Genomic DNA, 12,352 nt, shown 5'->3' with positions numbered 1-12,352 from the left:
TGAGATACAGATATGAGCAACATTACCATCTATCACAACCCTGCCTGCGGCACTTCTCGTAACACGCTGGAGATGATCCGTAACAGCGGCAACGAACCGACGATAATTTATTATCTCGATACGCCACCGACCCGTGATGAGCTGATTAAACTTATTTCAGAAATGGGAATTACGGTGCGTGCATTACTGCGTAAGAATGTTGAGCCTTACGAACACCTGGGTCTTGATGAAGAGAAATTTAGTGATGAGCAGTTGATTGATTTCATGCTTCAACATCCGATCCTGATTAATCGGCCGGTAGTCGTTACGCCGCTCGGCACTCGTCTTTGTCGCCCTTCAGAAAGAGTGTTGGATATTCTGCCGGAAGGTCAGAAAGGAACGTTTACCAAAGAGGATGGCGAGAAGGTCATTGACGAAACGGGGAAGCGGGTTAAGTAATCGGCCCACTTCAAAATATTGGACGCCTGTTAACGTTATGCGGGCGTCCGACTCACCCAGTACGTCCGCTCTGTGCCATAAGCGGAAGTTAACTACGGATAAAATTCAGCGCCTCACACCCAGAGGCGCTGCATAACGGCAATAAGCTACACTTGTTCATTATTTCCAAAGCAGGAAAGCCTTCCGCTGCTTCAACGGTATGTGTTTGACATCGCGCAGTTGGGGCATTTTGATCAACAACGAGCATGGCCCGCTAACGATGAAATTGATACTTGTTCGACACGCAGAAACAGAGTGGAATTTGGAAGGAATTATTCAGGGGCACAGCGATAGCTCCTTGACCTGTCGGGGTTTGCGTGAAACATCCGTCCTACTAGCAGCGTTTAGTGCAAGTGAGTATCAAATAGAGCGTGTTTACGCTTCTCCGCTTGGACGTGCCTGGCAAATGGGGCAAAGCCTGGCTGAACACTTTCGCTGTTCATTGACGGCTGAACCGGCCCTTAAAGAGCAGGCCTTTGGTCAGTTTGAAGGTATGCCGTTAGAACTACTCAGACAAAAACATCCGAACGATGCAAATGCGTTATTCAGGCTTGATGCAGAGTATTGTCCACCTGGGGGGGAGTCACTGGCGCATGCTTCTCAGCGAGTTATGCGTTTTTTACAAAACCTGGAAGATACCTCATCACATCAACAAACAATATGTATTGTGTCTCACGGGCATGTCAGTCAGGGCACTCTGGCAATTCTTAAAGAAGGGACTGTCAATAGTTTCCCTCGCTATGCTCACCCCAATGCAAGTTATTCTGTTATCGACCTGATTAATGGAAAATGTATCGGCCTAAAGTGGGGGATTGCTACACATTTACGTCACCTGAATTAGTGGCTACCTTTCAATCATTGAAAACCCATCCTGCCAGAGTCATCATTATTTAAGCACAATGTCAGCTCCCCGCTCTAAACAGATCTTCAGAAAACGATACAGAATTCCGGCCACCAGACTTCAATCTCTTTCTGCTTCAGCTCTTTTCTAACCACGCGTTTAATCCAGGCTGCCAACGATCCATCGTCATCCTGCTTGGTGATGACACATGATGACAGGCATACCTGTGAAGAATATGGGTAACTGTGTGAGAGACCTGACCGCAAACAGGGCAGAACTTCGAGATGCGATTGATTTCCTGCTTAATGGCTATTTTAGAGCGCCCATCCCTGGCGCTCAGTTCCTGCTTCTTTACCCCGCCCGCGCAAATTCTGCTGCTTCGGCGATTAGCGCGTCATCCGGGCGTACGCCGGTATACAAGGCGAACTGCTCTACGGCCTGTAAGGCAATCACCTCTGCACCGCTGATGGTCTTTTTACCTAATTGTTGTGCCAGTTTGATTACCGGTGTTTCCGGCGGCAGGGCGACCACGTCAAATACCACGCTGGCGGCAGCGACCATCGCTTCGCTGTAGGCCAGTTCATCGCTCTCTTTACCGCCAGCCATACCGACGGGCGTCACGTTGACCAGAATATCGCAGGCAATCCCTTCCGGCTGAGGCTGCCACTGGAAACCGTACTGTTTTGCCAGCGCCGGGCCGCTCTCACGATTGCGGGCGGCGACGATCACATCGTGAAAACCGGCATCGCGAAACGCGGCGATAACCGCTTTACCCATTCCACCGCTGCCGCGAATTATGACGCGTGCGCTGCTATTGAGCTGGTGGCTGGCAATCAGGCTTTTTACCGCAATGTAGTCGGTGTTAAATCCTGCCAGCGTACCGTTGTCATTGACGATGGTGTTGACGGAATCAATGACTTTTGCGGAAGGATCGATGACATCCAGAAACGGCATGCAGCTCTCTTTAAACGGCATAGAAACCGCACAGCCGCGAATTTCGAGTGCGCGAACGCCTTTCACTGCGGCCTCAATATCCTGCGTAGTAAAGGCTTTATAGATAAAATTTAACCCTAATTTTTCATACAGATAGTTGTGAAAGCGCGTGCCAAAGTTACCGGGCCGACCGGCAAGCGACATGCACAACTGGGTGTCGCGGTTAATCATGTTAAATCTCCTCGGCGTGAGACAATATGTACTGTTCGGCTTCCTGCGACCAAATCCCCTGATGACGCTCCAGGATATCGCGCAAGGCTGGATCATCAATCTGGGTGAGCGCGGTTAATGGTAAGGCTTTGCCGGTGTAAACCAGTTTTTTACCGCCACCGACTTGCGGCAATTCCAGCGTTGTTTCACCAGCCGCATTCAGCCCCAGAATGTGCGTCACCACTTTTGCTGCCTGAACTTTCTTCTCTTCGATCAGTTTTACCGCTGTGCGCATATCGTCGGTATTGCCGCCAGATGTCCCAACATAATGGGTGAAGGCGTAGTGCACGTCGTAGAAGTTAATCGGCGCGCTAAACTGCTTATCCTGCGGACCGGCAAAGAAGTTCATGCAGCCATCGGCAGCCAGCAGGGAAGAGGCCAGCGTGACCAGCCCTTCGTTGGGCACAAACACAAAGATGTCATCAAATCCATGCCCGCCGCTCAACGCCATCAAGGTATCATAAGCCGCATCCTGGGCGTGGAGATAGTGGATTAACGTTTGTGGTTCTGATGGATAGTGCTTGCGGGCGTAGCTCAACTTGTCGTTATTGGTGTCGGTTACCACAAGCAGCGCAGGGTTAACCGGGCCATGCAGTGCATAGTCGATCGCCAGTAGTCCCATTGGTCCGGTACCGCCGAGGATTAACGTGCGCCCCTGCGGACGAATGCCCATCTTATGGTTATAAGTGCCTTCCTGCAGGTGATAGTTGGCGTTGAATGCGCCAATCACGCAGGATAGTGGCTCAACCAGCGAGCCTTCAAAATAGGTTTCGCCTTCGTAGGCCAACAAGCAGTCCTGCTCCATGACTTCATCAGGAATGATGACGTGCGTGGCTTCACCGCCTACCCACGGGAAGGAGTAGCCGGGACAGTCCGGGCGATCCGGCAGTTGCAGGTTAGCCTGAATGACATAGCGTTGGCCGGGCTGAAACTTATGCTGCCATTTTTTCCCCACGGCAATAATATCGCCGCAGAACTCGTGGCCAATGATGATCGGGTTGGTGGCCACATCATCCGGCACTTTTTTGTGGTTCTCGCCCTGGTTAGCCTCTTTCCAGGAAGAAAGGCACAGGCTGTCGGTCACGACCGAGGCCAGAATTTCATCGTCCTGCATTTCGGGAAGGTCGAAGGTTTCCAGGCGCAGATCGCGTTTACCATAAAGGCGTAAAGCTGTTGTTGTTTGCATTGTTACCACCTCTTCCTCTTTCGAGGACAATTTGTTGAAGTAGCCCCAGCATCGCCGGGGCGGAAAAATCAGGACAGGAAGCCCAGCGCGTTGCCGATAATCCCCAGCGCAAACAGGGCGAAGATCAGCCATACCGGATTAATTTTCTTGTTGAGCAGCCGTACCATCAGCAGCGTCAGACCCAGCGCCAGCAGGCCAGGACAGAGTTGGTCGAGGATGTTCTGCACGGTCATGGTGACGGTGGCGCCGTCTGCGCCAGGCGTTTGCGATACCACCAGCGGCACGTTGATGCTGGTCCATTTGGTGACCAGTACCCCCATCACAAACAGGCCAAGAATTGATGCGCCTTCGGTCAGTTTTTGCAGCAGGTTGCCGCCCATGTCGCTGACGATATTGACCCCTTTACGAAAGCCAAGCTGTAAGCCGTACCACTTCATGGCAAGACGTACTGCATTGAAAAGAAAGAAGAACAATAGTGGCCCGAGAATGTTTCCGGAGAGCGCCAGCGAGGCGCCGAGCGCGGCGGTAATCGGGCGCAGCGTTCCCCATACCAGCGGGTCGCCAACACCGGCCAGCGGACCCATCAGCCCAACTTTGATGCCGTTGATGGCCCCGTCGTCAATTTCCGCACCGTTCGCGCGGGCTTCTTCCATCGCGGCGGTCACGCCAATTACCGGGCCGCAAACGGCAGGTGTGGTATTGAAGAACACCAGGTGGCGCTTGAGGGCCGCAACCTGGTCCTCTTTCAGTGGATACAGGCGCTTAATAGCCGGGATCATGTCGTAGCAAAAGCCCAGCCCATGAATGCGTTCAAAGTTGAATGACGCTTGCTGGAGGTTGGAGCGAACAAACATGCTAAACAGGTCGGATTTGGTCAGTTTTTTCTGTTCCATGGTGGGCTCCATTAGTCATCAAGCTGATCGAGAGCTTGAGAAGAGGCGGGTTGCGCCTGCGGTTCGGCTTTACGCCACTGTGGGTTCAACTGGATGTAGACCAGCGCGATAATCACGCCAACCCCACCGAAAGCCAGCAGGCTCAAATCGAGATACCCTCCGGCAATAAATCCGAGGAAGAAGAAGGGCATCAGGTACTTCACGCCCATCATGCGCAGCACCATGGCGTAACCGACCACCACGATAAAGCCACCGGCAATCTGCAATCCGCGGGTGACGAATTCTGGAATGGCGTTGAGCATATTGCTGACCATATCGGCGCTGACAAACAGCGAGACGATTAATGCAGGGATGGCAACGCGCAGCGCCTGTACGCCGAGAGCGGAAACGTGCAGCATGTCGATGGTGCGAAAGCGGGCCTCTTCGGCTGCTTTATCCGCCGCGTGCTGGAACACCACGGTGATGGTACGGGCAAAGACGGTTAGTACCTGACCTGCCGCCGCGACGGGCAGGGCGATGGCGATACCGGTCGCAATGCTTTGCTGACCGACGATAACCAGAATGGCGGAGATAATACTGGCGAGCGCCGAATCGGGAGACTGCGCTGCGCCGACGTTCATCCAGCCAAGAGCAATTAACTCCAGCGTGCCGCCGAGCATAATCCCGGTTTTTAAATCACCAAGAATCAGTCCGATAACGGTACAAGCGATCAGCGGACGGTGGGTCTGGAACTCATCCAGCACGCTGCCCATTCCGGCAATACAGGAAAATAGGAATATGGCGATAATTTGTAGGGTACTTATTTCCATAATATGTCACCTTGTGAATGTGAACATCCCTGCCTGTTAAAGCATAAGTACACAGGCATTTTTATTTATTCAGCGAAAGATTGTTCTTCTATTTTTTCGAGAATATTAATCGATGGATCGGATGCGACGACGCGTAAATCCAGCGTGACGCCTAGTTTATCTAACTCACGAAACGCATTAATGTCGTCGCTGTCTAAAGAAACGGCTTTGGTTAATTGTTTTTTACCCGGTCGCCAGGCCATGCCGCCAATATTTAACGTGGAAATTTTTACCCCTTGTTTTACCATTGCTAATGCATCCTGTGGGCGGGTAAACAAATAAAAAACGGTTTCGCTCTGATATTGCGGGTTATGGTAAACAGCGACCGCCTTTTCGATATTAACGACGTTAACCTTCATTCCTGGCGGGGCTGCCTGACGTAATAATGTTCGACGTACTTCATCGTTATAAACGTCGTCATTGCAGATAATAATTCGTTGGGCATTCGCCACCTTCGACCAGACGGTGGTGACCTGACCGTGAATCAAGCGGTCATCGATACGAGCAAGGGTAATGTTCATCAGAAATCCTCTTCGGTCGTTTCCAGATGTTGCCAGACGACACAGGTTTGTTGAGCAATGGTCGTCAGGTGTTCGCACAGTTCATCCACATTCATACAGCTTTGGTTGTCTACCAGTTCCAGAGCTAATGGCAGCGACAACCCGCTAATGACGCGAATGGTGGGGTTTTGCATTGCCAGCGAAGCGGCAGCATTCCAGGGACTGCCACACTGCAGATCGACGGCAATCAGCCATTCATCACTAGTGTGAATACTTACTAACTTTTCCAGCTTTTCCACGATGTTGCTGGCGTTCTCCCCAGGGACAAATGCCACCGCTTCGACGTTGACATCGCCGTAGACCATCTGTACCGATTCCAGCATGGCGCAGGCCAGTTTGCCGTGAGCACAGAAGATTGCATTGACCATAAAACCTCCTTAGCCGCGCGTTTTTCCGCCCGCAATGTTAGTGGTTACTCCGGTGATGTAACTGGCGCGCTCAGATAAAAGATAACAAATAAAATCAGCGACTTCGCTTAAGCGCCCTGATCGACCAATCGGGATCGCGTTCTTGGTATAACCCTCACGCAACTGTTCGACGGTGATGTTGCGGGTCCAGGCCAGCGCTTCTTCATACTCGGGGGTGCGCAGACCGGTTTTTTCCAGAATGCCAGGCGCAATTCCCACCACACGAATGCCGTGTTTGCCCAACTCTTTCGACCAGGAGCGGGTAAAGCTATTCAACGCGGCTTTGGTGGCGGCATAGCAGCTTTGGCCCTCTGAACCTTCCAGCCCGCTTTCGGAAGAGACATTCACGATCACGCCGTTATGCTGTTTTACCATTTGGCGTGCCGTTGCTTGCGACATTAAGAACACACCTTTCTGGTTGATATTAACCATTTTTTCAAAAGCAGCTTCGTTGAGTTCGTATTGCCCGGCGGGTGCTTTTTCATCAACCAATAGCCGTGGGAAGTTAACGCCAGCATTATTTACCAGTCCATCAATACGTCCGTAGCGTTGGATAATTTCAGCAACAGTATGATTAACCTCTTTGGCACTGGAAATATCCGTTGGCCAGAAATGATATCCGCTATGGCTGTCATATTTACCTTCTCCGCCATGAATATCCGCCATTTGTACATTAGCGCCTTGCGCTAATAGCTCCTCGACAATGGCCAGGCCAATTCCGGATGCACCACCGGTAACAATAATGACTTTTCCCTGCAAGTTTAACCACGTTTGCATAATAAACTCCCGATTTCAGATAATGGGATCCCACATAAAATTAATTATGGCAGGACCAATTAGAATTTATTTACTTCAACAATAATTCAGCGGTATGACTGTTGGTGACTAAACAGTTAATATAATTCCCACGTAATGCGCCTAATATCCCACTGTATTTTTCTTCACCCATTGCAATACCAATGGAGTAACGTGCCTGTTTTAATTTATCTGTTTCGATGGCGAGCGTCTTTTCACTCATCCTGGTCTCTACGGTCACACCGTTGATATCGTAAAAGCGCGAGCAAATGTCTCCGGCAACATGGCGGGCATGCAGGTCATCACTCTCTTCACTGCCGTAAAAAGCGTGCCAGTTGGCACCATCGCGTATTGCCGGAGACCCAATACCGACCAGCGCGACATCCAGATTATCCCAGTAAGCGGAAATCGATTTGAAGTGCCGGGACTGCATAATGCCGTTACGGATCAGCGGGTTTTCCAGCAGTGCCGGGAAATCTGCCAGGTGTGATTCCCCTTTGAGCTTTGCCGCAGCGCCGTAGGTCAGCGTATTGACGTGGTAGCGGCTTTCAAGCTTGCCGGATGGTCCGCCGATAATCGGCACACAGATCAGCTGGCGCGACTGGCTGGCAGGAGATAATCCTTCCACCAGTCCCCGTACCGCGCGGCCCCATGAGAACCCGATAATGTCGCCGGGTTCCAGTAAGCGTTCCAGCAACTGTGCGCCATGTACGCCCATCATATTAAGTTGTTCATCTTCCTGCTCGCTATCGCAGGAGACTACGACCGCCTCTTTCAGGCCAAATTTCTGTTTTAGCTGCTGTTCCAGCCACAGATTTTCGTTGTAGTCGTAATTAATGGCGATGGTGACGATACCCTGCTCGCGTCCACGTTTTAGTAACCGGCTGATCGTGGTGCGATAAATACCCAGCTCGCGGGCGATTTGCGCTTGTGTCATATCCTGTTCGTAATACAGCTGCGCTATTTTTACGATCAGGCGGATATCATCGCTGTTTTCCATCGCCATTTTTGGACTCCTGCACATTTGTGCAAATCACGAAATTGCCTTCTTGATCTGATATAACCCCATCTGTTTCACATCTCAAAGCTATTTTCACTTATTTCAGCGTTAAGAACTGAACGATTGTGTTGCACATTTGATGTGGAGATTGCGCGTTGTCGGCACAGATGTGCATGTTGCTCTAATGTATTGATTCTGCTTGTTTTCACTCAGCAAAATTGCAGGTATGCATTGCTAACACTTTTGTGTCAAAAGCTGGGACAGATCACAAATAGTGCGTAGGCAGTCGAACACGATTATTTTTTATCGCCCACAAGGTAGGGTATATTTCGCTGTCAAAGGAGAAACTATGCTGCCCGACTCATCCATCCGATTAAATAAATACATCAGTGAAAGCGGAATCTGCTCGCGTCGCGAGGCGGATCGCTTTATCGAACAAGGGAATGTCTTCCTGAATGGTAAACGCGCCACCATTGGCGATCAGGTAAAGCCTGGCGACGTCGTAAAAGTGAATGGTCGGTTGATTGAGCCGCGTGAAGCGGAAGATCTGGTCTTTATCGCGCTGAACAAGCCAGTAGGGATTGTCAGCACCACCGAAGACAGCGAGCGCGACAACATTGTTGATTTCGTGAATCACAGCAAGCGTGTGTTCCCAATCGGTCGTCTGGACAAAGATTCCCAGGGACTTATCTTTCTGACCAACCACGGCGACCTGGTGAATAAAATCTTGCGTGCCGGTAACGATCATGAAAAAGAGTATCTGGTGACGGTAGATAAGCCGGTCACTGATGACTTTATCCGTGGGATGGGGGCCGGTGTGCCAATCCTCGGCACCGTCACCAAGAAATGTAAGGTGAAAAAAGAAGCGCCGTTTGTGTTTCGCATCACGCTGATTCAGGGGCTGAACCGTCAGATCCGTCGTATGTGCGAGCACTTTGGCTATGAAGTTACCAAACTTGAGCGTACACGTATCATGAACGTTGGCTTGTCTGGCCTGCCGCTTGGTGAATGGCGCGACCTGACGGATGACGAACTGATTGATCTGTTCAAGCTGATTGAGAACTCGTCCTCAGAAGCCAAACCGAAGGCGAAAGCGAAGCCAAAAACCGCAGGCATTAAGCGCCCGGTAGTGAAAATCGAAAAATCTGCGGAGAAAGAGAAATCGCGCCCGGCAGCAAACGGTAAACGCTTTACCTCACCGGGGCGTAAGAAGAAAGGGCGTTAACGTCTGCCGCGCGTGGGCGTATTCGCTGACCAGGAAAACGATGCTTCCGCATCCGGTTTATAAGCCTGCTTTTTCTTTAACTGGCGGGCTTTTTTTGCTTCCGCTTCGCGCAAGGCCATCAGTTTATCGATGTACTCTTTCTTGATGCTGTTGGTCTCTGCGTTGGTCAGCAGCCGACCATGCGCGATGCGCGCGCGGTCGAGCAGCGTTTTCAGTTCACGCTGCTCGCGCTCGGTCATCTCTTTTTGGGTAATGCGGGGGAGTGCCATAGGGGTGCCCTCTGTTAGCCGATGTCCTCAGTGTACGGCAAAGTGCAGAGGCTGGGTAGGCCGGATAAGGCGTTAGCCACCATCCGGCGATTTGCACGCATTGTGCCTGATAGCGTTACGCTTATCGGGCCTACAGCCGACAATTAGCGGCGTTTTTTCTCATCAATCGGTTTACCGGACCAGTAACCCGCCAGCAGCGAACCAGAAAGGTTGTGCCAGACGGAGAACAGCGCACCGGGCAGGGCGGCGAGCGGGCCAAAGTAGATTTTGCCCAGCGCAGCGGCCAGCCCTGAATTCTGCATGCCGACTTCGATAGCTAACGTACGGCAGGTCGACTCGTCGAAACCAAACAGTTTTCCGCCCCAGTAACCGCCGAGCAGGCCAATGGTGTTATGCAGGATAACGGCGATAATCACCACAAAGCCGACGGACGCAATGTGCGAAGCGGAGCCTGCCACGACGGCGCTGATGATCGCCAGGATGCACACCATAGAAAACGCGGGCAGATACGGCTCGACGGCTTTTACGATGCGTGGGAACAAATGGTGAATGACCAGTCCCAGGGCAATCGGAATGACCACGATCTGCAGAATACTCAGTAGCATACCCATCACATCCACCTGAATATGCGCATCGACATACAGCCGTGTCAGCAGCGGTGTGGCGACAACGCCGACCAACGTTGAAACGGATGAAATAGTCACGGAGAGCGCTACATCGCCTTTGGCCAGATAGATCATGACGTTAGACGCTGTTCCGCTGGCGACACTCCCGACCAGCACCATGCCTGCGGACAGTTCCGGCGGCATATTAAAAGCCAGCGCCAAAATCCATGCGGCGAGCGGCATCACCAGATAGTGCAGGAAAATACCCGCGGCGACCGGCGCAGGACGTGAGAGTACGCGTTTAAAGTCATCCACTTTCAAATGGACGCCCATGCCGAACATAATCAGCATCAGTAACGACGGCACGAATGGCCCGACAGGCGTAAAGGTGGAGGGCGTGTAATACGCAATAACAGAGAGCAGCAGCGCCCATAATGGGAACAGCCGCGTCAGAGTAGCGAGCATGTTATATTCCTTGCGATTGAAATGTGTTGTGTTGTTATAAAAAAGCCGGGTTCGAGCCCGGCTATAGTTATTATTTATCGCGTGATGAAATATTATTCAAACAAATTATGGTGCAGCTTCTGTACCACCTGTTCGGCTTCGGTTCCGGGCACCAGGAAGCACAGGTTATGGCTGGACGCGCCGTAGCAAATCATGCGGATGTTGAACGGCTCCAGTACGCCGAACACCTCTTTACCCACGCCACAGGCTTTGGACAGGTCGTTGCCAATCAGCGCCACCAGCGCCAGGTCTTCTTCCACTTCAACCCGACACAGGGCAGAAAGTTCCATCAGCAGAGACTGTGTTAACAGCGTATCGCCGGTAGACGTTGAACCGGTGGTATCCAGCGTCAGCGCCACGCTGACTTCCGATGTAGTAATTAAATCTACCGAGATGTTGTGGCGCGCCAGGATGCCGAACACTTCCGCTAAAAAGCCGCGAGAGTGCAGCATATTCAGGCTATGCAGCGTTAGCAGCGTTTGCTTACGGCGTAGCGCCAGGGCACGGAATAACGGTGGATTTTGGGTTTTATTGCATACCAGCGTACCGCCTGCTTTTGGATCCTTACTGGAGCCAACAAACACCGGGATATCGCTACGTACAGCAGGTAACAGGGTTGCCGGGTGCAGCACTTTCGCGCCGAAGGTCGCCATTTCCGCGGCTTCTTCGAAGGCGATTTCATCAATACGTTTAGCGGCTGGAACGACGCGCGGATCGGTGGTGTAAATGCCGGGAACATCGGTCCAGATATCGACGCGCGTTGCGTGCAGCGCTTCAGCCAGCAGGGCGGCCGTATAATCACTGCCGCCGCGTCCCAGCGTGGTGGTGCGGCCCTTGCTTTCGCTGCCGATAAAGCCTTGGGTAATCACCAGGCCTTCGCTCAGACGCGGGGCTAACTGGAGCGTGGTCAGTTCGGCCAGCGCTGCGACGTCGGGTTCTGCACGACCGAAACGATCGTTAGTGCGCATCACTTTACGCACATCAAACCACTGCGCTTGGACGTTGCGCTCACGCAGGATCTCAACAAACAGGAGAGTAGACATCAGCTCACCGTGGCTGACCAGTTCGTCGGTCAGCGCGGTTGAGGTCGCCAGTGACGCCGCTTCTGCCAGCGTGGTGATGTTTTCCAGCAGGCGTTCGATCTCTTCACGAATCACGTTTGGATAACGCAGGCGTTCCAGAATATTGAACTGAATTTGACGAATGGCGTCGAGTTTTTCGAAGCGCTCGGTTGGCTCCAGCCCTTCGGCCAGCGCGACCAGCAGGTTAGTAATGCCTGCCGACGCGGAAAGCACCACTAATCGGACGTTCGCATCAGAAAGCACCACATCGGCGCTGCGATTCATGGCATCAAAATCCGCCACGCTGGTACCGCCAAACTTGGAGACAACTACATCAGTCATAACTACCTCGTGTCAGGGAGTGAATAGAGCGACCATGGCACATAAGGCAGAACGGAAACCGGTGCAGGCGCAAATGCAAATACCGTATTTATAAATAAAATGTGTAGCTTGCACTGTCAACGCTGGGATTATGCGG

General features: G+C 52.0%; 14 protein-coding genes. 3 read left to right on the top strand and 11 right to left on the bottom strand.

Annotation, left to right across the window (positions count from 1 at the left end):
• Positions 1-12: 12 nt before the first annotated feature.
• Positions 13-438 (top strand): glutaredoxin-dependent arsenate reductase, encoded by a 426-nt coding sequence (gene arsC, locus FDW92_RS22880; RefSeq protein ID WP_042313059.1) that lies wholly within the window; start codon positions 13-15, stop codon positions 436-438.
• 259 nt (positions 439-697) lie between these two features.
• The gene (locus FDW92_RS22875) at positions 698-1,318 is read left to right on the top strand and encodes a histidine phosphatase family protein (protein ID WP_042313085.1); all 621 of its coding nucleotides are present in this window, start codon (positions 698-700) and stop codon (positions 1,316-1,318) included.
• A gap of 351 nt (positions 1,319-1,669) precedes the next feature.
• On the opposite strand, the gene FDW92_RS22865 is transcribed toward FDW92_RS22875, so the two are convergent.
• The 8 genes from FDW92_RS22865 to FDW92_RS22830 form a co-directional block, all read right to left on the bottom strand.
• The gene (locus FDW92_RS22865) at positions 1,670-2,482 is read right to left on the bottom strand and encodes a shikimate 5-dehydrogenase (RefSeq protein WP_042313056.1); all 813 of its coding nucleotides are present in this window, start codon (positions 2,480-2,482) and stop codon (positions 1,670-1,672) included.
• A gap of 1 nt (position 2,483) precedes the next feature.
• Complete coding sequence (gene sorE / locus FDW92_RS22860; RefSeq protein ID WP_042313054.1) at positions 2,484-3,707, bottom strand: L-sorbose 1-phosphate reductase; 1,224 nt, start codon at positions 3,705-3,707, stop codon at positions 2,484-2,486.
• 68 nt (positions 3,708-3,775) lie between these two features.
• Complete coding sequence (locus FDW92_RS22855) at positions 3,776-4,600, bottom strand: PTS system mannose/fructose/sorbose family transporter subunit IID (protein WP_042313051.1); 825 nt, start codon at positions 4,598-4,600, stop codon at positions 3,776-3,778.
• Between the two features lie 11 nt (positions 4,601-4,611).
• Positions 4,612-5,409 (bottom strand): PTS mannose/fructose/sorbose transporter subunit IIC, encoded by a 798-nt coding sequence (locus FDW92_RS22850; RefSeq protein ID WP_042313048.1) that lies wholly within the window; start codon positions 5,407-5,409, stop codon positions 4,612-4,614.
• 65 nt (positions 5,410-5,474) lie between these two features.
• Positions 5,475-5,969, bottom strand: a complete 495-nt coding sequence (locus FDW92_RS22845; protein ID WP_042313046.1) for a mannose/fructose/sorbose PTS transporter subunit IIB — start codon at positions 5,967-5,969, stop codon at positions 5,475-5,477.
• On the bottom strand, positions 5,969-6,376 hold the full coding sequence (locus tag FDW92_RS22840; RefSeq protein WP_042313044.1) for a mannose/fructose/sorbose PTS transporter subunit IIA: 408 nt from the start codon (positions 6,374-6,376) through the stop codon (positions 5,969-5,971). Before FDW92_RS22840 ends, FDW92_RS22845 begins: the two co-directional genes overlap by 1 nt.
• Before the next feature lie 9 nt (positions 6,377-6,385).
• The gene (locus FDW92_RS22835) at positions 6,386-7,192 is read right to left on the bottom strand and encodes an SDR family oxidoreductase (protein WP_042313042.1); all 807 of its coding nucleotides are present in this window, start codon (positions 7,190-7,192) and stop codon (positions 6,386-6,388) included.
• Positions 7,193-7,262: 70 nt separating this feature from the next.
• Positions 7,263-8,210, bottom strand: coding sequence for a sugar-binding transcriptional regulator (locus FDW92_RS22830; RefSeq protein ID WP_121530049.1), 948 nt, complete (start codon positions 8,208-8,210; stop codon positions 7,263-7,265).
• 349 nt (positions 8,211-8,559) lie between these two features.
• Here FDW92_RS22830 and rluF point away from each other — a divergent pair, with 349 nt between their 5' ends.
• The gene (gene rluF, locus FDW92_RS22825) at positions 8,560-9,435 is read left to right on the top strand and encodes a 23S rRNA pseudouridine(2604) synthase RluF (protein ID WP_042313037.1); all 876 of its coding nucleotides are present in this window, start codon (positions 8,560-8,562) and stop codon (positions 9,433-9,435) included.
• Here the strand turns inward: rluF and FDW92_RS22820 are convergent.
• From FDW92_RS22820 to lysC, 3 genes are all read right to left on the bottom strand, one after another.
• Positions 9,432-9,704, bottom strand: a complete 273-nt coding sequence (locus FDW92_RS22820; protein ID WP_003826541.1) for a DUF3811 domain-containing protein — start codon at positions 9,702-9,704, stop codon at positions 9,432-9,434. The genes rluF and FDW92_RS22820 overlap by 4 nt on opposite strands.
• 143 nt (positions 9,705-9,847) lie before the next feature.
• Entirely contained in the window at positions 9,848-10,774 is a 927-nt protein-coding gene (panS, locus tag FDW92_RS22815) for a ketopantoate/pantoate/pantothenate transporter PanS (RefSeq protein WP_042313035.1), read from the bottom strand.
• 92 nt (positions 10,775-10,866) lie between these two features.
• Entirely contained in the window at positions 10,867-12,216 is a 1,350-nt protein-coding gene (gene lysC, locus FDW92_RS22810; RefSeq protein WP_042313032.1) for a lysine-sensitive aspartokinase 3, read from the bottom strand.
• Positions 12,217-12,352 lie beyond the last annotated feature (136 nt).

Origin of the sequence: Citrobacter sp. wls706 (assembly GCF_005281305.1) — a bacterium.
In the GTDB taxonomy this organism is placed as follows: domain Bacteria; phylum Pseudomonadota; class Gammaproteobacteria; order Enterobacterales; family Enterobacteriaceae; genus Citrobacter; species Citrobacter werkmanii.
The sequence above is the reverse complement of the archived record's forward strand: the minus strand, read 5'-3'. Positions and strand labels throughout refer to the sequence as shown.